Here is a 20,701-nt window from a genome sequence, read left to right as displayed (position 1 = left end):
CCGGCCGCCGCCCCCCACCGGCGCGCCGCGCGCCCAGCCACCAGGGCCCCGCCCCCCCCCGGCGCCCCCCCCCCCCCCCCCCCCCCCCCCACTACGGGGCTGGCCTCAGGCCTTCATGCTGCCGGTATCGATATAGCGCTGATGCCAAGACAATGCTTCCGGCAACAGATGCGGCGTGTGCTTGCCGTAGCTGTCGCGGCAGGCGCGGTCGAAGTAGTCGTTGAGCTGGTCGCGGTAGTCCGGGTGCGCGCAGTTGTCGATCACCTGGCGTGCACGTGCACGCGGCGGCAGGCCGCGCAGATCGGCCAGGCCCTGCTCGGTGACGATGATCGAGACATCGTGTTCGGTGTGGTCCACGTGGCTGACCATCGGCACGATCGCCGAGATCGAACCGCCCTTGGCCACCGACGGGCTCAGGAAGGTGGACAGGAAGCCGTTGCGGGTGAAGTCGCCGGAACCACCGATGCCGTTCATGATGCGGCTGCCCATTACATGGGTGGAATTGACGTTGCCGTACAGGTCGGTCTCGATCATGCCGTTCATGCCGATGCAGCCCAGGCGGCGCACCAGCTCCGGATGGTTGGAGATTTCCTGGGTGCGCATGATGATGCGCTCGCGGTAGAACTTGATGTTGCGCTTGAACTCCTCGTTCGCCTCCGGGCTCAGCGCGAAGCCCGTACACGAGGCGTACTCGAGCACACCGGATTTGAGCAGATCCAGCATGCCGTCCTGGATCACCTCGGTGAACGAGGTCAGGCCGCGCAGGCCGCTTTCAGCAAGGCCTGCAAGCACCGCATTCGGAATATTGCCCACGCCCGACTGCAGCGGCAGCAGGTTGGCCGGCAGTCGGCCCTTGGCCACTTCGTGCTTGAGGAACTCGATCAGGTAGCCGGCAATCTGGCGGCTGTCTTCATCGATCGGCTTGAACGGACTGTTGCGGTCCGGGCCATTGGTGCGCACCACCGCCACGATCTTGTCCGGGTCCACGCTGAGCGTGGGCTGGCCGATACGGTCGTTGGCGTGGATCAGCGGGATCGGCTTGCGGTGCGGCGGCAGGGCGGTGCCGTAGTAGATGTCGTGCATGCCCTCGATATCTGCGGGCTGCCACTCGTTGACCTCGATGATCACTTTCTTGGCCAGGTCCAGCCAGGTCTTGTTGTTGCCGACCGAGGTGGAGGGCACAAGAGAGCCGTCTGCATGGATGGCCGACACTTCGATCACCGCGGTATCGATCTCACCGTAGAAGCCAAACCACACATGCTGGGCAACGTGGGAAAGGTGGATGTCGATGTAGTCCAGCGTGCCTTCGTTGATGCGCTTGCGTGCATCCGGGTCGGTCTGGAACGGCATGCGCATGGCGATGGCATCGGCCTTGGCCAGCGCGCCATCCAGTTCCGGTGCGGTCGAGGCGCCGGTCATCAGCTTGATCTTGAACGGCTGGCCGGCGGCGTGCACCTCTTCAATGCGCTGCGCCAGTGCCAGCGGCACCGCCTTGGGATAGCCGGAACCGGTGAAGCCACTCATGGCCACGGTTTCGCCGGGCTGGATGAAGGCCGCGGCTTGTTCGGCGGAAACGATGCGGTCGCGCAGGCGCGGATCCAAAATACGTTCGACAGACATGACGACTACGGTTTGTTGGGGGATACCCGATTATCGCCCTTCGGCGTGAACAGGGGGGTTGGACCTTGGTGGAATGGTCATTACGGATTTGCTGCTCTTGTACTGCCCAGTATTGTTTTGCAGTGCAGCGTGCAAGTTGTTTGCGCACCCGGCAGGATCGCCCTGCATCCCGACGTGGGGGAGGGAGCAAGGCCCGCTGACAGTTCGCTGTCAGCGGGCTTTTTTATTGCCTGATCGCCGGAGATGGCGACTTCTGGGCCGCAGATGCCAGAATCGCGGCATGAACCAAATCGCCCCCGCAGCACCTGAATCTGTTCAACCGGTAATCGAACGTGCTTTGGCCCGGCTCAAGCTGGCCGCTCCCGATCCGGCGCAATGGCCGTCATCAGAGGCCTTCGAGGCTGGTTTGCGGCAGCTGGCGGTTACCAGCGATTTCGCCATCGATACCCTGTGCCGGCAGCCGGAGCTGCTGCAGTTGCTGGCTCAGGCCGATCCCGCTCCCTTGCCGTTGCCTGTGCTGGACCCGCTGCAACCCACGGCCTGGCCAACCCAGCTGCGCCGCTACCGTGCTGCGGCCTCGACCCGGCTAATCTGGCGCGATCTGCTCGAACTCGACGATGTCGATGCCACCCTGGCTGGCGCCACCCGCCTGGCCGAGGAATGCCTGCAGCTGGGCCTGGAGGCGCTGGAGCAGGAGTTCGCCAGCCGTCATGGGGTGGTCCGTGACGCCGATGGCAGCGCGCAGCGGCTGGTCGTGTTCGGGCTGGGCAAGCTCGGCGGCGGCGAACTGAATTTTTCGTCCGATATCGATCTGGTCTACGCCTATCCGCATAACGGCGAGTCCGATGGCACCCGCCCGCTGGCTGCCGAGGAGTATTTCGCGCGGCTCGGCCAGCGTCTGGCGCGGCTGCTGGACGAGACTACCGCCGAGGGCTTCAGCCACCGCGTCGATCTGCGCCTGCGCCCATTCGGCACCGCTGGTCGCGTTGCCCTGTCGTTCGCCGGCATGGATCAATACTTCCAGCGCGAAGGACGCGACTGGGAGCGCTACGCTTGGATCAAGGCGCGCGCGGTTGCTGGTGACATCGCCGCCGGCGAGGCCTGGCTGGAGACGCTGCGGCCCTTCGTCTACCGCCGCTACCTGGATTTCACCGCGCTCGATGGCCTGCGTGAGATGAAGGCGGCGATCACCGCCGAAGTCGCGCGCAAGGACCGGCTGGACGATATCAAACGCGGCCCCGGCGGCATCCGCGAGATCGAATTCCTGGCTCAGGCGCTGCAGCTCATCCGTGGCGGGCGCGAGGCGGCACTGCGTGAGCGGCGCCTGCTGCCTGCGCTGCGCGCGCTGGTCGAAGGCGGGCAGATGGCGGCCAGCGATGGCGATGACCTGATCCAGGCCTATCGCTTCCTGCGCCGCGTCGAGAACCGCCTGCAGATGCTGCGCGACGCGCAGACGCACTGCCTGCCCAACGACCCGCTGGATCGCAGCCGCATCGCGCTCGGCCTCGGCTATGCCGATTGGGAAGCCTTGCTCGAAGCGTTGAACGTACAGCGCGAGCGCGTCAGCGTTGAATTCGGTGCATTGCTTGCCCCGCGGCAAGGTCAGGCGGCACCGGATGTGTTGTCCAGCTATTGGCGGGTATTGCCCGGCGGCGGCAGCGCCGAGGTGCTGGCCGAGGCCGGCTTCGCCGACGCCAATGGTGCTGATCAGTCACTGCGCGAGTTCGCCCAGTCGCTGGGCGTGAAGTCCCTGTCCGACAGCGCCCGCGCGCGCCTGGACCGGGTGCTGCCGGCGCTGCTGCATGCGGCCACCCGCTCGCCACAGCCCGATGCCGCGTTGCGCCGCGTGCTCGGCTTGCTGCAGGCCATCCTTCGCCGCACCAGCTATCTGGCCCTGCTGGATGAACAGCCCAGCGCCTTGACCCGCCTGGTCAACGTGCTGGCGCGCAGTGCGCTGCTGTCCGAGCGACTGGTGGCGTTCCCGCTGCTGCTGGATGAGTTGCTGGATACCCGCGTCGCTGGACCGATGCCGGACGCGCAGGAAATGCAGGATGCCTGTGCCAGCGCGTTGCAGATCGATGATCCGGAAGCAGCGCTGCGCGCACTCAATGAAGTGCGGCTCGCACTGAGCTTCCGCATGGCCTTGGCCTTCCACGATGGGCGCCAGCGAGCGGTGGACTGCACGCAGCAATTGGCGCAGCTGGCCGACGCGGTGGTGGTGACCGTGCTGCAGATGGCGCATGCGGACATGCTGCAGGCACACGGCGAAGTGCCGGGCGGGCGCTTTGCGATCATTGGCTACGGCAGCTTGGGCGGCGTTGAGTTGGGGTTCGGTTCGGACCTGGATCTGGTGTTCCTGTACGACAGCCCGGCTGGCAGCGAAGGCAGCGACGGCGCGCGTCCCTTGGACAGCGGTCGCTGGTTTGCGCGTCTGGCGCAGAAGGTGATGGCCTTGCTCGGTGCGGTGACTGCAGCCGGCCGGCTGTACGACATCGACGTGCGGCTGCGCCCGGATGGCGGCAAGGGCGCGCTGGTGTCGTCTCTGGCCAGCTACACCGAATACCAGCGCGAGCGCGCCTGGACCTGGGAGCACCAGGCGCTGGTGCGCGCACGCGGCGTTGCCGGCGATGCATCGCTGTTGTCCGACTTTGAACAGGTACGCGCCGATACTTTGAGTCGTGCACGTGAGCGCGACACCTTGTTCGGCGATGTGTTGAAGATGCGTGCACGCATGCGTGCCGAACTGGATCGCAGTGATGCCGGGCGGCTGGACTTGAAGCAGGGCGCAGGCGGTCTGGTGGATCTGGAGTTCGTGCTGCAGACCGGCGTGCTGTCGCAGGCACAGCGCCATCGCGCGCTGTGTGAGCCGAGAGAAACGCCGTTGCTGATTTCTGCGTTGGCGGCGGCGGGCTGGTTGCCGGCCGAGACCGCGTTGGCCTTGCATGATGCTCACGCAACGCTGCTCGATGCAGGACTGAGCTGCACCCTGGATCGGCGTCCGCGTATTGCCATTCCAACGCCCGAGATCGAAGCGGCGTGTGCGGCGATCAGTGCCGCTGCAATCGCGCAGGGCCTGCCGTTCGAGCCGGGCAAGCACGCGGAGTGATGCTGGCAAGTGGCCCGGTTTCGTACCGGGCTGCAGTGCTCAGCGGGTATTGCCGCGCAGCGGCGCCATCTTCCACAGCAGGGCGCGGAACGGTGCCAACAGGCACACGCCGATGGCCAGCTTTACTGCCAGATCGCCAGCAGCCCAGCTGATCCATGGCAGCTGCGAGCCAGCAAAGGCGATCGACCAGAAGATCGCGGTATCCACGCTGGCGCTGCAGGTGGTGGCCACCATCGGTGCGCGCCACCAGTTGCCCGCACGCAGGCGGTCGAACACGGTGATGTCCAGCAGCTGCGCAACGATGAAAGCCGAGCAGGAGGCCACCGCGATACGCGGCGTGGCAATCCATACCGACAACACCACCGCCACCGCAAAGCCGGCCCAGGCCACGCGGCGCGCCGCCTGCGGGCCAAAGCGGCGATTGATCAGGTTGCTGACCAGGAACGCGATCGGATAGCTGAAAGCACCCCAGGTGAGCCAATCATTGATCGGGTACTGCACCAGCACATTCGAGCCCAGCACCACGGCACCCATAGCCAGCACGGCCAGCAATAGCGAGGTTGGGGTCAGCGGAGCAAAGCGGATGGACGGATGTGAGGACATGAACGGGCACAGGCAGCGCCGTTGGGCACTGCATCGATAAAAGGGGAGGGGCCGTGCCCGGGAGGGCAGGTCGGTGGGCATTGTAGCTGGTGTAGCCGAGACGGATGTCAACGACGGCAGGAGTGCACATTGCCAGCAATCAAGCTGACTGAGCCCCTCTCCCGTTCACGGGAGAGGGGTTGGGGTGAGGGCAGCTTCTGCTTGTGCTGTTGGCCTTGCTGGCGTTTGAGCACCAGATGACAACGGCGGGAGGAGTACATGTTGCCCGCGATCAAGCTGACTGAGCCCCTCTCCCGCACGGCGGGAGAGGGGCTGGGGTGAGGGCGGCTTTTGCTTGTGTTGTTAGCCTTGCGGGCGTTTGAACTTCAAAAGATCAAAGCCAAAGCCAAAGCCAAAGCCCCCTCATCCGCCCTTCGGGCACCTTCTCCCGCTTGCGGGAGAAGGGATGTATCAGACGTTTCTACGAGCTGCAGCCTTCAAGCACTACAGCCTCAAAGCACTACAGTCTCAAAGCACTACAGTCTCAAAGCTTCCCGCTATGACTCACCGACGCAGCTTCAATCGCTGGCACAAAGGTAAGCACCGCACCGTCCTCAGCCCGCACCATCCAACCCGTACCCTGCGGGCTCGGCGTAAACGCAACGGTCTGCCCGAGCACGAAGTTGGATGCCGGGTTGTCCTCGCGCTGCGGCCAATGCAGAGATGCGGTGTTGGCTGCATCCTGCGGATCGGCCAGCGCAATGCTGCGGCCGCCATCGGCGTCCTGGGTGATTGCTTCGACCTTCATGTCCGGCAGCGGGCCGGCGCTGATGCGGCGGGCCTGGCGATCACCGGAACGCGACGAAGCCGCGGAGGACTTGTCGGCCGCCGATGCCACCAGCAGCAATGGTGCGGACACCAACATCGACGCGCCAACCGAGGTCATCAGGGTGCTGACCTCCGAACGGTTCAAGCCATCGCCGGCATGCGCGGGTGCAATCACCAACATGGCGCTGATGGCTGCCAGGCAGGCCAGCTGGGTAAACGTTGATTTCATATGGCGTTCCTCAAATACAGCGAATCAAAAATCAAAGCGTGCGGGTGCGGCTTTCGTCCACCGCCTCGATGGTCGGCACGAATGCCAGCGCCGCACCTTCTGGATTACGCAGCATCCAGCCCGCGCCCTGCGGGCTCGGCTGGAAGGCGATTTTTGCGCCCACGCTGAAACCCGCAGCCGGGTCATCCTCGCGCTTTGGCCATTGCAGGGTGGCGCGGTTCTCGGCGTTGGCAGGATCTTCCAAGGTGACGCGGCGGCCGCCATCGGCCGCGGTCTCCACCGATTTCACTTCCAGGTCCGGCAATGGACCGGCGCTGATGCGGCGCTTCTCCGCGCGGCGCTCACTGGACTCCTTGGACATGTCCGCCGCACCGCGCACGCCAGCGGCGGACAGGAAGATCGGCCCGGATACCACCATCACCACGCTGGAGGCGGTTATCAGTACCGAAGCCTGCGAACCATTGATCTTGAAGCCTTCGGCGCGTGCCTGACTCGGGACCAGGCTCAAACCCAGGCTGGCGGCGACGGAAAAGGCGAGAGCGCCGCTTTTGAACAGATGCTTCATGGGGTGGCTTCCTGTTGCTGCATGGGGTTTTGCACATTGCTGCCGGTCATCGCCGGCACGGGGGTTTGATGGGCAACGGCCAGTTCGCGTTCAAGTGCGCCACTGCGGTGCAGGAAGTCGAATACCGACTCCACCGTCACCACCGAGTAGTTGCCGGAGATGCGTTCACTGGCCGGGTGATCGGTGACTGCCACGTTGTCGGCAAGGAAGCGCGCGCCCAGCCGCTTGCCGATGCCGATATGCAGGCGCGAAGGCGTATAGCCCTTCTGCTTGAGCCAGGCCAAGGCGGTATCGCGGTTGTCCAGTGCAGTGTCACCGGCAGCTTGTGCCATTGCCGCGGCGGTGACTTCCAGGATCCACTGGTTGGAATTCTGGTAGTCGCTGCTGCCGGGATAGGCCAGCATGCTGTAGCGCGGCTGGTGCAGGGCTCGTGTCTGTGGCGCAGCACCGCTGAGCAGGGCCTTCAGTGCACTACGCACTTGCGGTGTTGGAATGCCAACTCGAAGATCTCTGCTGATCGAGCTTTCGCCGACCAGATTGACCAGGCCTTCGCGGTACAGGTCCGAGCTGTCGCTCTTGCAGTGGTTGAGCAGGTGCACTGCGTCCCAGCTGCCATTGTCGTTGCGTACCAGGAAGGCCAGATGGCTGTGGCGCAGGCCGTACTTGCTCAAATCCTGGCCGCCGCGCGCGGCCAGCACGACGTCCACGTCGGGGAGCGCATCGAGCGTATCGGCGGTGACCGCAGCCATGTCGAACATGGCGGCAATCGTGGTCGGCGGCGGATAACGCGGGCTGCAGGCCTGCTGGGCGAATGTCGGGATGGAAAGTGTGGCCAGACTCAGTGAGGCTGCCAGCAATAGTGTCGTGCGGGGTTTCATCGGCGGGCATCCTTGCATGGTGCTTGGGAAATATTCGTTAGGAGCCTGCGCAAGCGCGCGCTTGCTGGCTGCCTTTGCCTGGATTTTCGTTCAAGGCTGCTTCCATTGCGCGTGCAGCAGGCCGGATACCGCAAAACAGGCCGGTGCATCCTTGTTGGACAGCACGATCACCGTCTCGCCGGTTGCCGGGTAATGGCGCACGTCGGTGCAGACACCGTCAGTGCTGCCACCATGGCCCCAGCGGAAGTCGCGGGCAGGCACATCCTTGCCGTAGCCGGTGGCAAAGAATCCCAGGCCCATGAACTCGCGCTGGGTCTTGGTGGCCTGTTCAAACAGCGCCGCTGGCAGCAGCTTGCCGGCATTCAAGGCCTGTACGAAGCGGAACATGTCACGCGCGTTGCCCACTTCACCGCCGGCGGGCAGGCCGCGGCTGGGTTGGGTGGCGCAGTTGCGTACGCGCTTGCCATCCACGTCCACATAGGCATGTGCGAGATCAGCGGCGGGGTCGTCGCAAGCCTCGAAGCCGGTATGTTGCATGCCTGCTGGCTGCAGCACGTGCTGGCGGATGTAGCTTTCGAAATCCTGCCCGGAGAGGACTTCCAGCATCCGTCCCAATACCAGGTAGCCGAAGTTGCCGTACTTCTGCGCGCTGCCGGGCGCGAACTCCGGTGCGCGCCCGGCATGCAGCGCGACCATCTCCTGCAGGTTGCGCAGGCGCGCGCGATCAGCACTGTGATCCGCGCCAAACAGCTCATCGATATCCCCTGCACCGGCACTATGTGTCAGCAGCTGGCGCACGCTCACCTCGTTGGCGAACTGGCGGTTGGGGAAATCCTTGAGCACCTCGCCGACCTTGCTGTCCAGGCCGAGGCGACCGGCGGCGATCTGCTGCAGGATCGCCACGCTGGTGAACATCTTGCCGGCCGAGGCCAGGTTGAAGCGGTCATTTACCTGCAGCGGTGTTTCCTGCTGCTCATCGCGCGCGCCATAGGCTTTCTCGAACACCACCTCATCGCCGCTGGCGATCAGCACTGTGCCCGAGAACTGCCCGGCGGTCTGTAGCCCCAACGCAAAGCCATCCAGCTGTGCCAGCGCTTCAGCGTTGGGTGCCTGCGCGGCAGTGGCAATCCAGGGCAATGCAGCGAGCAGTAACGGAGCGGCGCGCATTAGACGAGGCGTGGCAGCTGGATGATTCAGTGGCTTGCGCATGCACGGGCCTAGGCTGGAGATGGCCAGAACATAGCATCGCTTATTACTACAGGCAGTCTGCAAGCCTGGCCTCGGCAGGGGATAATGGATGCATGTCGCCTACCAAATCCCCTGTGCGTGCCATCGTCTGGATGCTGGCCGCCGTTGCTTTCTTCTCCTGCATGGACGCCGGCATGAAGATGCTGTCCAGCAGCTATCCCACCTTGCAGGTCACCATGCTGCGTGGTGCCGCCTCGCTGCCGTTCGTCCTTGTCTGGGTGCTTGCCACGGCCGGGCCGCGCTCGATGATCCCGGTACGTTGGGGTCTGCATCTGCTGCGCGGCGTGCTCGGCATGGTGATGATCGGCTGCTTCGTCTATGCGCTGCGCACCTTGTCGTTGTCCACCGCCTACACGATCTACTTTGTCGCGCCCTTGCTGGTGGCGGCACTGTCGGTGCCGCTGTTGGGCGAACACGTGGGCCCGCGCCGGTGGGTCGCCATCGGCATCGGCCTGATCGGCGTGCTGGTGGTATTACGCCCGGGTGTTGACGGTTTCATCTCGTTCCCGGGCCTGATGGTGCTGCTGGCGGCGACGGCCTATGCAATCGCTGCAGTCACGGTCAGCCTGCTGACCCGTACGGATACGCCGCAATCGATGGTGGTGTGGTTCCTGTTGATCATGGCGATTGGCGCCGGCCTGCTGGCCTGGCCGCAATGGCAGCCGCTGCAGTGGAAGCATGCGGCACTGATTGCCGGCATGGGCCTGGCCGGGGCCTTGGGCCAGATCGCGCTGACCCGCGCGTTCCAGCTGGGGCAGGCCTCGATGATCGCGCCGCTGGAGTACACCGGCCTGGTCTGGGTGATCGGCTGGGACGTGCTGCTATGGCAGAAGCTGCCTGACCGCTGGACCTGGATCGGCGCCAGCATCATCGTCGCCAGCGGCCTCTACCTGTTGCACCGTGAACGCGTTCAGCGGGCGCAGCGGCCGGATCAGATTGATCATCCCTGAAAGCCGACTCCTCCCCTTGGGTTCGCCAAAGGGAGGGGGAAGAACTGTAGGAGCGGTGTCAGCCGCGAAGCTGGTGATGCCATATGAACAGGTATTGCCGAGATCTGGTGGTCCATCTGCTTCGCGGCTGACGCCGCTCCCACAAACAGAACTACCCCCAGCACAGCCCCGACTGGTTTCACTTAGAACCAAAAGGAATAACATTCCGGTTTGCGGCACGCGCGCCGACGGCCCGGCGCTGCTAGGCTGCACGCCCCCTTCTTATGCCCTCCGGTTGCCCTGGCAGTGATCGAGTTCCAGCACCTGCAGAAAGCTTATGCCGTCGACGGCCGCGCGATCACCGCGCTGCATCCGCTCGACCTGAAGATCCAGGCCGGCGAAGTGTTCGGCATCATCGGCCACTCCGGTGCCGGCAAATCGACCCTGATCCGCCTGATAAACCGCTTGGAAGAGCCCAGCGGTGGCCGGGTGTTGATCGACGGTCAGGACGCCACCGCGCTGGACGCCGACGGCCTGCGCACGCTGCGCCGGCGCATCGGCATGATCTTCCAGCACTTCAACCTGCTTTCCGCGCGTACCGTGGCCGCCAACGTGGCCTTCCCGCTGGAACTGGCCGGCACGCCCAAGGCCGAGATCGACGCGCGCGTGGCTGAGCTGCTGCGCATGGTTGGGCTGGAAGACCATGCGGCCAAATACCCCTCGCAGCTGTCCGGCGGGCAGAAGCAGCGTGTCGGCATTGCCCGCGCGCTGGCCACGCGCCCGCAGATCCTGCTGTGCGACGAAGCCACCAGCGCGCTGGACCCGCAGACCACCGCCTCGGTGCTGGCACTGCTGGGCAAGATCAACCGCGAGCTGGGCCTGACCATCGTGCTGATCACCCACGAAATGGATGTGATCCGCCGCGTCTGCGACCGCGTTGCAGTGCTCGATGCCGGCCACATGGTGGAAATGGGTCCGGTTACCGAGGTGTTCCTGCACCCGCGGCACCAGACCACCCGCCGTTTCGTGTCCGAGTCCGAGCATGTGGACGAAGGCGAGCAGCTGCGTGATTTCGCTGCCGTCGGTGGACGCATCGTGCGCCTGACCTTCCTCGGCGAAGGCACTTACGAACCGTTGTTGGGGCGCATCGCCCGCGATACCGGGGTGGACTACAACATCCTTACCGGCCGCATCGATCGCATCAAGGACACGCCCTACGGCCAGCTGACCGTGGCCTTGGTAGGCGGCGACCAGAATGCCGCGCAGGCGGCTTTCGTTGCTGCCGGTGTGCACGTCGAGGAGCTGCGCCGATGATCATTGCAACTGCTGCGGAAGGCTTCTTCCGCCATCTGGACGCGGGCAAGTGGGCCGATATCGGGCAGGCCACCATCGATACCTTGTTGATGCTGGCCGGTTCACTGCCGCTGACGCTGGCAATCGGCTTGCCGCTGGGCGTACTGCTGTTTCTGACCGGCTCGCCGCAGCTGCACCGCAAGCCGGTGGTTTACGGCATCACCGCGCTGCTGGTGAACCTGCTGCGTTCGGTGCCTTTCATCATCTTGATGATCGTGCTGATTCCGGTGACCTTGGGCCTGATGGGCACCTCACTGGGCGTGCGTGGCGCGATCCTGCCGCTGGTGGTGGGCGCTGCGCCGTTCTACGCGCGCTTGGTGGAAACCGCTTTGCGCGAAGTCGACCGTGGCGTGATCGAAGCCAGCCAGGCGATGGGCGCGACCACCAAGCAGCTGGTCTTCAAGGTGCTGCTGCCGGAAGCGCGACCGGGCCTGATTGCCGGTGCCACTGTCACTACCATTGCCTTGATCGGCTTCACCGCGATGGGCGGTGCGATTGGTTCCGGCGGCCTCGGCGATCTGGCCTTCCGCGATGGCTACCAGCGTTCGCATACCGATGTGGCCCTGGTCACCGTGGTGCTGCTGCTGGTGCTGGTGCAGCTGCTGCAGATGCTCGGCGACCGTCTGGTAACGCATTACAGTCGCAAGTAATGGAATGACCGCAGGCCGGCACGTTGCGTGCCGGCCTGTTAGCGTATGTCCACACCATCCTTCCCCACGGGATCTGTTACCGATGAACAAGCTGCTCACCTTCCCCCTGATTGCTGCCGTGCTGGCCCTGTCGGCCTGCGGCAAGCCTGCCGCCGATGAGTCCAAGCTGGTGGTTGCCGCTACCGCCGTGCCGCACGCCGAGATCCTGGAAGTGGTCAAGCCGCTGCTGGAGAAGGAGGGCGTCAAGCTCGACGTGCGCGTGTTCAACGACTACGTGCAGCCCAACGATCAGTTGGTGCAGAAACAGGTGGACGCCAATTATTTCCAGACCGAGCCTTATCTCAAGGCCTACAACCTGGACCGCAAGACCGATCTGGTCACCGTCATCGGCGTGCATATCGAACCGTTCGGCGCCTATTCGCGCCGCTTCAAGTCGCTGGCCGAGCTGCCCAATGGCGCCGACGTGGTGATCCCGAACGACCCCAGCAACAACAGCCGCGCGCTGATCCTGCTGGACACCGCTGGCGTCATCAAGCTCAAGGACCCGAGCAACGCATTGTCGACCCAGCGTGACATCACCGAGAACCCGAAGCAGCTCAAATTCCGCGAGCTGGACTCGGCGATGCTGCCGCGCGTGCTGGACCAGGTCGACCTGGCCCTGATCAACACCAACTACGCACTGGACGCCGGCCTGAATCCGACCAAGGACGCACTGGCGATTGAAAGCAGCGAGTCGCCGTACGTGAACTTCCTCGTTGCACGCCCGGACAACAAGGACGACGCCCGCGTGCAGAAGCTGGCCAAGGCCCTGACCAGCCCGGAAGTGAAGGCTTTCATCGAGCAGAAGTACAAGGGCGCGGTACTGCCGGCGTTCTAAGCTTCACCGCTGTGCCGGGATCGCCCTGTAGTGCCGAGCCATGCTCGGCAGGGGCTCTACCGGCAGCCCAATGTAGGAGCGGCGTAAGCCGCGAAGCAAGCGCACCTTCGGATCGCAATGTCGCTTGCTCCTGTGGCGATATCTGCTTCGCGGCTTACGCCGCTCCCACACTTTTGGTATTCCGGTAACGCCTCTGCCGAGCATGGCTCGGCACTACCGGTATTCGGCATGGCGTAATCTTTGGGCCTGCATCCACGGATCAGCCCCATGCCTGTGCTTCTCGCTCTGCCGCTGGCGATACTGGTATTCGTCGCGATCATGCTGCTGTTGATGCCGCTGTCACTTTGGCAGCGCGTGCGCAGTGGTGGCGCGCGGCGGCAGGCGCGGCCTTGGCTGATCAGTTTCAATTTCTGGGCAACGCTGGTATCCACCGGCCTGTTCACGGTGTTCGTCGGCATCGCCGGCTTCTGGTGGCCCGGCGCTTGGTCCTACGCGGCGTTGGGTTGGCTGGCTGGTCTGTTGGTCGGTGTACTCGGCCACTACCTGACCCGCTTCGAGCCCGGCCCGGAGGCGCTGCATTACAAGCCCAATACCTGGCTGGTGCTGGCGTTGACCGCGATGATCGTGGTGCGCGTGGTTGCCGGCATGGTGCAGGGCTGGCAGGCATCGGTGAACAGCGTGCCCTGGCCGGATTCGGGTTGGCTCAGCCATGCCGGCCTGCTGGCGATGGCGGCCTTGCTGCTCGGTTATGCGGGCATGTACGCCTGGCTGCTGCGGCGCCGGGTTCGCCATCATCAGCGCTATCGTCAGTTTGATCGCAGCCCGCGCTGAGCCTGTATCCGATGGCGGGCGGATGCTGTCCCGGCTAGTCTGATGCAAGCAGATACGGAGATGCTTGATGGGTGTGCTGCAGTTCTTCGGGCGCCGCTTGGCGCACTTTCTGGCGCAGCCTCGCGCCAACCAGATGCGTCCATCGACCAGCGATCCGGCCATGTTGCTGCGCACGCTGCGGCGTGGCGATGTGCTGTTGGTGGAAGGCAATAGCCGCTTCTCCACCGCCATCAAATACCTGAGCCAATCCACCTGGTCGCATGCGGCGCTGTATATCGGCGAGGAGTCCTTGCTGGAAGGTGGCAAGCCGCAGCCGATGCTGATCGATGTGGATGTGGAGCAGGGCGTGCGGCGTATTCCGCTGACCGAGTTCGCCAATCAGCACACCCGCATCTGTCGTCCACAGGGCCTGTCACCAGTAGTGGTTGATCAGCTGGTTGGCTTCATGCGCGCGCGCCTGGGCTATAGCTACGACCTGAAGAATGTCTTTGATCTTGCGCGATTCCTGATCCGGCAGCCGCCGGTACCGGGGCATATGCGCCGTCGCTTGATTGCATTGGGCAGTGGCGAGCCAACCAAGGCGATCTGTTCGACCTTGTTGGCGCAGGCCTTCGAGTCGATCCGCTACCCGATCCTACCGGAGATCGAGACGGTGCTGGCGCAGGTGGGCGGCGCCGAGCAGTCGCAGGAGATCCTGCATATCCGCAATTACAGTTTGTACACGCCGCGCGACTTCGATGTGTCGCCGTTCTTCGACGTGGTCAAGCCGCGTCTGCAGCACAACTTCGATTACCTGGCGCTGCAATGGAGTGACGACGGCAGCCCATGATCAACCCCCTCCCTTGCCCTGTAGGGGCAGGGGAGGGCTGGGGAGGGGTAGCTCTTGCTTCTGCTTTGGCGTTGCTCTTGTTACCCACAAAAAAACACGGGCCGCGAACGGCCCGTGTTTCATTTACAAGCACTGCATTGAATCTACAACGGTGTTGCCAGGAACGTTGTCGCTTAGAAGCGTGCACCCAGGCCGAAGCCCACGGTCCACGGATCCAGCTTCAGCTCGCCAGCGTTCTGGCCGGCGACGCGCAGGTCAGGACGTGCGTGCATGTAGCGCGCATCGGCGCGGGCAAACCAGGTCGAGTTGATGTTCATGTCAACGCCGACGGTGCCGATCGCGCCCTTGGCGGTATCCACACCAACGTGGTTGCCAGTGCTGCTCACGCCGTCGATCTTCTCGTTGCTGAAGTTCGACTCGTAGTAACCCAGGCCGACGAACGGACGGAACACGTTGTCCGCCTGGCCGAAGTGGTACTGCGCGCTCAGTGCAAGCGGCTGCTGCTCGACGCTGCCGACCTTGGCGCCACCGTCGGTGCGCACGCGGTGATCGAACTTGTCGGCGGCGCCCCACAATTCAACGGCGAAGTTGTCGTTGAAGTAGTAGCTGGCGCTGATCGTCGGGGCCGGGCCGCCATCAACCTTGCCAATGCCGTCGATCGGATCGTTCTTCGGCTGCAGCAGGCTGATGCCGCCAACCACGGCAAAATGCTTGCCTGATGCGGTATCGCCATTGCCATCCTGCGCGAAGGCGGTGGAAGACAGCGCAAGTGCGCCGAGGGTGGCAAGGCTGAGAATTTTGATGGAACGCATGACTAACTCCTCATGTTGCGAACAGAACTACTGCGATCGGGACTACGTTGTTATCAAGGCCCTCGTTGCGGGGCGAGGTCACCCTAACGATGGCAAGATGAATCGCTCTAAACGCAGGGTTTTTTCAGTGCCATTGCGTTCAGCGAAAAACAGGCAGATCCCATGGGCACAATGATCTGCAGAAAAATTCCGTTCACGATGTTGTGGAGCAGGTGATGAGTGGTGATGTATTGCAGGGCTTGCCCGCGCAGGTAACTGCATCGTGTCGTGTATTGGTACTGGGCTCGATGCCTGGCGCGATATCGCTGCATGAAGCGCGCTATTACGCGCATCCACGCAATCGCTTCTGGCCGTTGATGGCGGCGTTGTGCGGTTTCGATGCGCAGCTTGCGTATGCACAACGCATGGAGTGCCTGCAGCAGGCAGGTGTCGGCTTGTGGGATGTGATCGGGCAGTGCCAGCGCGCCGGCAGTCTGGATACTTCCATCGTGCGTGGCAGCGAAGTGCCTAATCGCATACCGGAACTATTGGCCGGTTTGCCGCAGCTGCGAGTCGTCGCCTGTAATGGCGCTGCAGCACACAGTGCGTTCCAGCGATGGGTTGCACCGGCTTTGCCGCCTTTGGCGGCTGCGCTGCCGGTAGTGGCCCTGCCATCGACCAGTCCGGCCAATGCGGCGTGGTCGCTGCAGCGCCTGACTGCGCAGTGGCAGGCGCTGCAACCGTGGTTGAATGCGCCCAAAGTGGTGGTATCGCCTGCAACCAATGGTTTGACCGGTTAGGACAGGCAAGACAGTCAATACGTCACAAAGCAGGGCGTTGAGCCGAAAATCCGGCCGTCACGGCACGTGTGGCGTGCCCTTGTCCGGGGACATACGTAGGCGAATTCTCTTGTAGCGGTTGGCGCTGCGGCCCGCTAACGCCACAATAGGGGATTCCCTCATTTGTTGCTGGAGTAGTTCATGGCCGAAATCAAGGAAGCACTTGTCCCCGATATCGGTGACTACAGCGACATTCCGGTGATCGAAGTGCTGGTCGCGGTTGGCGATACGGTCAAGAAGGACCAGGGTCTGGTCACGCTGGAATCGGACAAGGCGACGATGGAAGTTCCGTCGGCCTACGCCGGTGTGGTCAAGGAATTGAAGGTCAAGGTTGGCGACGGCCTGTCCGAGGGCAAGGTTGTGGCCCTGATCGAAGTCAGCGAAGAGGCCGCCAAGCCCGCCGCCGCTGCCGCTCCGGCTGCTCCGGCCAAGGTCGAAGCCGCTGCCGAGACCGGCACCAAGGTCGAGCCGGTGGCAGTTGCCCCGGTCGCCGACAAGCTGGCCCAGCGCGAAATCGCCCAGGAAGACTCGGTCACCACCAGCAAGCCGGCCACCCCGCCGGTGCAGTTCAACGCCGAAGGCGTGCTGCCGGCCAATGTGCCCTATGCCAGCCCCGCCGTGCGCGTGTTCGCCCGTGAACTGGGCGTGGACCTGCAGCAGGTCAAGGGCACCGAGAAGGGCGGCCGCATCACCAAGGGCGACGTGCAGAAGTTCGTCAAGGGCGCGCTGTCCGGCGGCGTTGCTGCCAGCGCCGGTGCTCCGGCTGCTGCCGGTGGCGGCCTGAACCTGCTGCCGTGGCCGAAGGTCGACTTCAGCAAGTTCGGCGAAACCGAAGTGGTGCAGCTGTCGCGCATCAAGAAGATCTCCGGCGCCAACCTGGCTCGTAACTGGGCGATGATCCCGCACGTCACCCAGTTCGAGCAGGCTGACATCACCGATCTGGAAGGCCTGCGCGTGGCCCTGAACAAGGAAAACGAGAAGGCCGGCATCAAGCTGACCATGCTCGCTTTCCTGATCAAGGCCAGCGCCGCTGCACTGAAGAAGTTCCCCGAGTTCAACGCCTCGCTGGATGCCAGCGGCGAGAACCTGACCCTGAAGAAGTACTTCAACATCGGCTTTGCCGCTGATACGCCGAGTGGCCTGGTCGTGCCGGTGATCCGTGACGTCGACAAGAAGGGCGTGGTGCAGATCGCCCAGGAAAGCGGCGAACTGGCCAAGAAGGCACGTGACGGCAAGCTGGGCCCGGCCGACATGAGTGGCGGCTGCTTCTCGATCAGCTCGCTGGGCGGCATCGGCGGCACCGCCTTCACTCCGATTGTGAATGCGCCGGAAGTGGCCATCCTCGGTGTCTCCAAGTCGTCCATCCAGCCGGTCTGGAACGGCAAGGAGTTCGCTCCGAAGCTGATGCTGCCGCTGTCGCTGAGCTACGACCACCGCGTCATCGACGGTGCCCTGGCGGCCCGTTTCACCACCTACCTGTCGCAGGTGCTGGCTGACATGCGGCGCGTGCTGCTGTGATGCCAATGCCGCCACGACGCGCGCTGTTGGCGCTGGTGCTGGCCGCGATCGCGGCTCCAGCACTGGCCGCCAGCCAGTGTCTGCCGGTGGTGGGTGAAGGTTGGCCGCCGGCGGTAGGCAATTACGGTCAGGCGGCAACCAGTCTGCTGGGCGGTCAGGCCGAAGATGGCCTGTCGCTGTTGGTGTTGCCGGCCCGTGGGGTGGAATCGCAGGTGCTGCTGCGCCGTGATACCGCCAATGGGCAGTGGATGGTGCTGGCTGGCATGGCCGACAAGCGCATCTACAGCTGGAACACCACGGCCGGTCGCGGTGGCGTCAACCTGCAGCTGGACCAGCAGCCCGAGTTCGCCCAGGCGCCGTTGCCGGACGCACTGGCGCAGCGTCTGCTCGAGGTCTGGGGCAAGGCCCTGGCCTCGTCCGAAGTGGCAGCGCGGGCGCCGGTCACCGATGGCGAGGTGCTGTCCTTCACCGTCAACGGTGAACGTTACAGCGGTCAGCGGCCAGCTTGCGGCCAGCTTGAAGCGTTGCAGGAACAGGCGGCGCTGCTGACCGAACTGGCCCATAGCAAAGACAAAAAATACGAGAAGCGCTACGCCAACATCGAACGCGCGCTCGACAAGATGCATGACCGGTTCGTCGGCGAAGCCGGCTGAGCCCACAGGAGAAAACAATGGCGACGATTGAAATCAAGGTTCCGGACATTGGCGACTACAACGACGTGCCGGTGATCGAGATTCTGGTGGCCGTGGGCGACACGGTGAAGAAGGACCAGGGTCTGGTCACGCTGGAGTCGGACAAGGCCACGCTGGAAGTGCCAGCCTCGGCCGCGGGTGTGGTCAAGGAAATCAAGGTCAAACTCGACGACAAGTTGTCCGAGGGCGACGTGGTGCTGATCCTGGAAGCCGAAGGCGAGGGCGCTGCCCCGGCCGCGGCTCCGGCACCTGCTGCAGCACCTGCGCCGGTTGCACAGCCTGCTGCTGCGCCCGCTCCGGCGGCGGTCAGCGCGCCGGTTGCTGCTGCTGCACCGGCCGCATCTGGCCCGATCGAGGTCAAGGTGCCGGATATCGGCGACTACCAGAACGTACCGGTGATCGAGATCCTGGTCGCTGTCGGCGACACGGTGAAGAAAGACCAGGGCCTGGTCACGCTGGAATCGGACAAGGCCACGCTGGAAGTGCCGTCCTCGGCCGATGGCGTGGTCAAGGAAATCAAGGTCAAGCTCGACGACAAGCTGTCGGTCGGTGACGTGGTGGTGGTGCTGGAAGGCGCTGCTGGCGCTGCCCCGGCTGCTGCCAAGGCCGCCCCGGGCAGCAAGCCGCCGGTGACCCCGTCGCACCGCGCGCCGGACCCCGCTGTCGCCGCCAAGGCGCTGCCCTCCAGCGGTCGCACTGCCGACATCGAGTGCCGCATCGTGGTACTGGGCGCAGGCCCAGGCGGTTATACCGCTGCCTTCCGTGCTGCCGATCTGGGCATGGATACCGTGCTGATCGAGCGTTACGCCAGCCTCGGCGGCGTCTGCCTCAATGTTGGCTGCATTCCGTCCAAGGCACTGCTGCATGCCGCTGAAATCATCGACCACGCCGCGCATGCTGATGAACTGGGCATCGAATACGGTGCGCCGAAGATCAGCCTGGACAAGCTGCGCGGCTACAAGGAAAAGGTCGTCGGTCAGTTGACCAAGGGTCTGGCCGGCATGGCCAAGCAGCGCAAGATCCGCACCGTGCACGGTCTGGCCAAGTTCGTCTCGGCCAATGAGCTGGAGATCGTCGGCGACGACGGCAAGGCCCAGCTGCTGCGCTTCGAGCAGTGCATCATCGCTGCCGGTTCGCAGGCGGTGAAGCTGCCGAACTTCCCGTGGGACGACAAGCGCGTGATGGACTCCACCGATGCATTGGAACTGGCCGAAGTGCCGGGTTCGCTGCTGGTTGTTGGCGGCGGTATCATCGGCCTGGAAATGGCCACCGTGTACAGCGCCCTGGGTTCCAAGGTGACCGTGGTCGAGTTCATGGACCAGCTGATGCCGGGCGCCGACAAGGACCTGGTCAAGCCGCTGGCCGATCGCCTGAAGAAGCAGGGCATCGACGTCCATCTGAAGACCAAGGCTTCGGGCGTCAGCGCCGATGCCAAGGGCATCACCGTGACCTTCGAAGCTGCCACCGAAGGCGAGAAGCCGGCCATGGAAAGCGGCACGTATGATCGCGTGCTGGTTGCCGTCGGCCGTTCGGCCAATGGCAAGAAGATCGACGCCGACAAGGCTGGCGTCGAAGTCACCGATCGCGGTTTCATTCCGGTTGATCGGCAGATGCGCACCAACGTGCCGCACATCTTCGCCATCGGCGACATCGTCGGTAACCCGATGCTGGCGCACAAGGCCACGCACGAAGGCAAGCTGGCTGCTGAAGTCGCCTTCGGCGAGAAGAAGGAGTGGGTGGCGCGGGTGATTCCGTCGGTGGCTTACACCAATCCGGAAATCGCCTGGGTTGGCGTCACCGAGACCGAGGCCAAGGCCAAGGGCTTGAAGGTAGGCGTGGCCAAGTTCCCGTGGGCGGCCAGCGGTCGCGCGATTGGTATTGGTCGCACCGAAGGCTTCACCAAGCTGATCTTCGACGAAGAAACCCACCGCGTGATCGGTGGCGCCATCGTCGGCGTGCATGCCGGTGAATTGCTGGCCGAGATTGGCCTGGCCATTGAAATGGGTGCGGAGGCCGAAGATATCGGCCACACCATCCACGCGCATCCGACCCTGAGTGAGTCGGTAGCGATGGCCTCGGAGATCTACGACGGCACCATCACCGATCTGTATATCCCGAAGAAGAAGTAATCGAAGATTGAAAAGGGCCGCTAAGCGGCCCTTTTCATTTGTACGCGATGTGTAGAGCGCAGCGATGCTTCATTTGTAGAGCCGAGCCATGCTCGGCTGGGGCGTTACCGGTGGTGCTTCATTTGTAGTGCCCCCCCCCGCCAGGCCCAAGAACACACACCATAACACAAAACGCAGCAGGGGGGGGAAGATCAATTTCGACAGAGA

The 20,701-nt window shown here is 64.0% G+C and carries 18 protein-coding genes; 11 read left to right on the top strand and 7 right to left on the bottom strand.

Annotated elements, in window-relative coordinates:
- Positions 1-105 precede the first annotated feature (105 nt).
- On the bottom strand, positions 106-1,620 hold the full coding sequence (locus tag ACVOLR_RS18230) for an acetyl-CoA hydrolase/transferase family protein (RefSeq protein ID WP_481537689.1): 1,515 nt from the start codon (positions 1,618-1,620) through the stop codon (positions 106-108).
- A gap of 280 nt (positions 1,621-1,900) precedes the next feature.
- On the opposite strand from ACVOLR_RS18230, the gene glnE reads away from it, so the two are divergent.
- Positions 1,901-4,726 carry a bifunctional [glutamate--ammonia ligase]-adenylyl-L-tyrosine phosphorylase/[glutamate--ammonia-ligase] adenylyltransferase gene (gene glnE / locus ACVOLR_RS18225; protein WP_481537688.1) on the top strand — a complete coding sequence of 942 codons (2,826 nt, stop codon included), beginning with the start codon at positions 1,901-1,903 and terminating at the stop codon, positions 4,724-4,726.
- 39 nt (positions 4,727-4,765) lie between these two features.
- Here the strand turns inward: glnE and ACVOLR_RS18220 are convergent, their stop codons facing one another.
- From ACVOLR_RS18220 to ACVOLR_RS18200, 5 genes are all read right to left on the bottom strand, one after another.
- Positions 4,766-5,329, bottom strand: a complete 564-nt coding sequence (locus ACVOLR_RS18220; RefSeq protein WP_481537687.1) for a queuosine precursor transporter — start codon at positions 5,327-5,329, stop codon at positions 4,766-4,768.
- Positions 5,330-5,852: 523 nt separating this feature from the next.
- Entirely contained in the window at positions 5,853-6,365 is a 513-nt protein-coding gene (locus ACVOLR_RS18215; RefSeq protein ID WP_481537686.1) for a hypothetical protein, read from the bottom strand.
- A 31-nt stretch (positions 6,366-6,396) separates the two neighbouring features.
- Positions 6,397-6,930, bottom strand: coding sequence for a hypothetical protein (locus ACVOLR_RS18210; protein WP_481537685.1), 534 nt, complete (start codon positions 6,928-6,930; stop codon positions 6,397-6,399).
- Entirely contained in the window at positions 6,927-7,808 is an 882-nt protein-coding gene (locus ACVOLR_RS18205; protein WP_481537684.1) for a DUF2145 domain-containing protein, read from the bottom strand. The genes ACVOLR_RS18210 and ACVOLR_RS18205 overlap by 4 nt, the downstream gene beginning before the upstream one ends.
- A gap of 90 nt (positions 7,809-7,898) precedes the next feature.
- A complete protein-coding gene (locus ACVOLR_RS18200) occupies positions 7,899-9,017 on the bottom strand; it encodes a serine hydrolase domain-containing protein (RefSeq protein ID WP_481537683.1) in 1,119 nt (372 codons plus the stop codon).
- Between the two features lie 92 nt (positions 9,018-9,109).
- Here ACVOLR_RS18200 and ACVOLR_RS18195 point away from each other — a divergent pair, with 92 nt between their 5' ends.
- The 6 genes from ACVOLR_RS18195 to ACVOLR_RS18170 all read left to right on the top strand — a co-directional run bounded on the left by ACVOLR_RS18195 (position 9,110) and on the right by ACVOLR_RS18170 (position 14,525).
- Positions 9,110-10,006 carry a DMT family transporter gene (locus ACVOLR_RS18195; protein WP_481537682.1) on the top strand — a complete coding sequence of 299 codons (897 nt, stop codon included), beginning with the start codon at positions 9,110-9,112 and terminating at the stop codon, positions 10,004-10,006.
- 285 nt (positions 10,007-10,291) lie between these two features.
- Positions 10,292-11,299 carry a methionine ABC transporter ATP-binding protein gene (locus ACVOLR_RS18190; RefSeq protein WP_481537681.1) on the top strand — a complete coding sequence of 336 codons (1,008 nt, stop codon included), beginning with the start codon at positions 10,292-10,294 and terminating at the stop codon, positions 11,297-11,299.
- On the top strand, positions 11,296-11,988 hold the full coding sequence (locus ACVOLR_RS18185) for a methionine ABC transporter permease (protein ID WP_346500398.1): 693 nt from the start codon (positions 11,296-11,298) through the stop codon (positions 11,986-11,988). The genes ACVOLR_RS18190 and ACVOLR_RS18185 overlap by 4 nt, the downstream gene beginning before the upstream one ends.
- 82 nt (positions 11,989-12,070) lie before the next feature.
- On the top strand, positions 12,071-12,865 hold the full coding sequence (locus ACVOLR_RS18180; RefSeq protein WP_481537680.1) for a MetQ/NlpA family ABC transporter substrate-binding protein: 795 nt from the start codon (positions 12,071-12,073) through the stop codon (positions 12,863-12,865).
- Positions 12,866-13,132: 267 nt separating this feature from the next.
- Entirely contained in the window at positions 13,133-13,696 is a 564-nt protein-coding gene (locus ACVOLR_RS18175; protein WP_481537679.1) for a CcdC protein domain-containing protein, read from the top strand.
- Positions 13,697-13,763: 67 nt separating this feature from the next.
- The gene (locus ACVOLR_RS18170; RefSeq protein ID WP_481537678.1) at positions 13,764-14,525 is read left to right on the top strand and encodes a YiiX/YebB-like N1pC/P60 family cysteine hydrolase; all 762 of its coding nucleotides are present in this window, start codon (positions 13,764-13,766) and stop codon (positions 14,523-14,525) included.
- Between the two features lie 173 nt (positions 14,526-14,698).
- Here the strand turns inward: ACVOLR_RS18170 and ACVOLR_RS18165 are convergent, their stop codons facing one another.
- Positions 14,699-15,337: an OmpW/AlkL family protein gene (locus tag ACVOLR_RS18165; protein WP_481537677.1), complete on the bottom strand. Its 639-nt coding sequence runs from the start codon at positions 15,335-15,337 to the stop codon at positions 14,699-14,701.
- A gap of 215 nt (positions 15,338-15,552) precedes the next feature.
- On the opposite strand from ACVOLR_RS18165, the gene ACVOLR_RS18160 reads away from it, so the two are divergent.
- From ACVOLR_RS18160 to lpdA, 4 genes are all read left to right on the top strand, one after another.
- Complete coding sequence (locus ACVOLR_RS18160) at positions 15,553-16,116, top strand: DNA-deoxyinosine glycosylase (RefSeq protein ID WP_481537676.1); 564 nt, start codon at positions 15,553-15,555, stop codon at positions 16,114-16,116.
- A gap of 180 nt (positions 16,117-16,296) precedes the next feature.
- Positions 16,297-17,673, top strand: coding sequence for a dihydrolipoyllysine-residue acetyltransferase (locus ACVOLR_RS18155; protein WP_481537675.1), 1,377 nt, complete (start codon positions 16,297-16,299; stop codon positions 17,671-17,673).
- Between the two features lie 5 nt (positions 17,674-17,678).
- A complete protein-coding gene (locus ACVOLR_RS18150; RefSeq protein ID WP_481537674.1) occupies positions 17,679-18,326 on the top strand; it encodes a hypothetical protein in 648 nt (215 codons plus the stop codon).
- A 17-nt stretch (positions 18,327-18,343) separates the two neighbouring features.
- Complete coding sequence (lpdA, locus tag ACVOLR_RS18145) at positions 18,344-20,494, top strand: dihydrolipoyl dehydrogenase (RefSeq protein WP_481537673.1); 2,151 nt, start codon at positions 18,344-18,346, stop codon at positions 20,492-20,494.
- The last annotated feature ends 207 nt before the right edge of the window (positions 20,495-20,701 follow it).

This window comes from Stenotrophomonas sp. STEN030, assembly GCF_056759995.1.
The sequence above is the reverse complement of the archived record's forward strand: the minus strand, read 5'-3'. Positions and strand labels throughout refer to the sequence as shown.

Excerpts from the sequence above, each read along its gene's own strand:
- ACVOLR_RS18200 (WP_481537683.1), bottom strand. The coding sequence starts at position 9,017 with ATGCGCAAGCCACTGAATCATCCAGCTGCCACGCCTCGTCTAATGCGC.
- ACVOLR_RS18220 (WP_481537687.1), bottom strand. The coding sequence starts at position 5,329 with ATGTCCTCACATCCGTCCATCCGCTTTGCTCCGCTGACCCCAACCTCG.
- ACVOLR_RS18210 (WP_481537685.1), bottom strand. The coding sequence starts at position 6,930 with ATGAAGCATCTGTTCAAAAGCGGCGCTCTCGCCTTTTCCGTCGCCGCC.
- ACVOLR_RS18155 (WP_481537675.1), top strand. The coding sequence starts at position 16,297 with ATGGCCGAAATCAAGGAAGCACTTGTCCCCGATATCGGTGACTACAGC.
- ACVOLR_RS18195 (WP_481537682.1), top strand. The coding sequence starts at position 9,110 with ATGTCGCCTACCAAATCCCCTGTGCGTGCCATCGTCTGGATGCTGGCC.
- ACVOLR_RS18180 (WP_481537680.1), top strand. The coding sequence starts at position 12,071 with ATGAACAAGCTGCTCACCTTCCCCCTGATTGCTGCCGTGCTGGCCCTG.
- ACVOLR_RS18165 (WP_481537677.1), bottom strand. The coding sequence starts at position 15,337 with ATGCGTTCCATCAAAATTCTCAGCCTTGCCACCCTCGGCGCACTTGCG.
- ACVOLR_RS18160 (WP_481537676.1), top strand. The coding sequence starts at position 15,553 with ATGAGTGGTGATGTATTGCAGGGCTTGCCCGCGCAGGTAACTGCATCG.
- ACVOLR_RS18215 (WP_481537686.1), bottom strand. The coding sequence starts at position 6,365 with ATGAAATCAACGTTTACCCAGCTGGCCTGCCTGGCAGCCATCAGCGCC.
- ACVOLR_RS18230 (WP_481537689.1), bottom strand. The coding sequence starts at position 1,620 with ATGTCTGTCGAACGTATTTTGGATCCGCGCCTGCGCGACCGCATCGTT.
- ACVOLR_RS18150 (WP_481537674.1), top strand. The coding sequence starts at position 17,679 with ATGCCGCCACGACGCGCGCTGTTGGCGCTGGTGCTGGCCGCGATCGCG.
- ACVOLR_RS18175 (WP_481537679.1), top strand. The coding sequence starts at position 13,133 with ATGCCTGTGCTTCTCGCTCTGCCGCTGGCGATACTGGTATTCGTCGCG.
- ACVOLR_RS18205 (WP_481537684.1), bottom strand. The coding sequence starts at position 7,808 with ATGAAACCCCGCACGACACTATTGCTGGCAGCCTCACTGAGTCTGGCC.
- ACVOLR_RS18185 (WP_346500398.1), top strand. The coding sequence starts at position 11,296 with ATGATCATTGCAACTGCTGCGGAAGGCTTCTTCCGCCATCTGGACGCG.
- glnE (WP_481537688.1), top strand. The coding sequence starts at position 1,901 with ATGAACCAAATCGCCCCCGCAGCACCTGAATCTGTTCAACCGGTAATC.
- lpdA (WP_481537673.1), top strand. The coding sequence starts at position 18,344 with ATGGCGACGATTGAAATCAAGGTTCCGGACATTGGCGACTACAACGAC.
- ACVOLR_RS18170 (WP_481537678.1), top strand. The coding sequence starts at position 13,764 with ATGGGTGTGCTGCAGTTCTTCGGGCGCCGCTTGGCGCACTTTCTGGCG.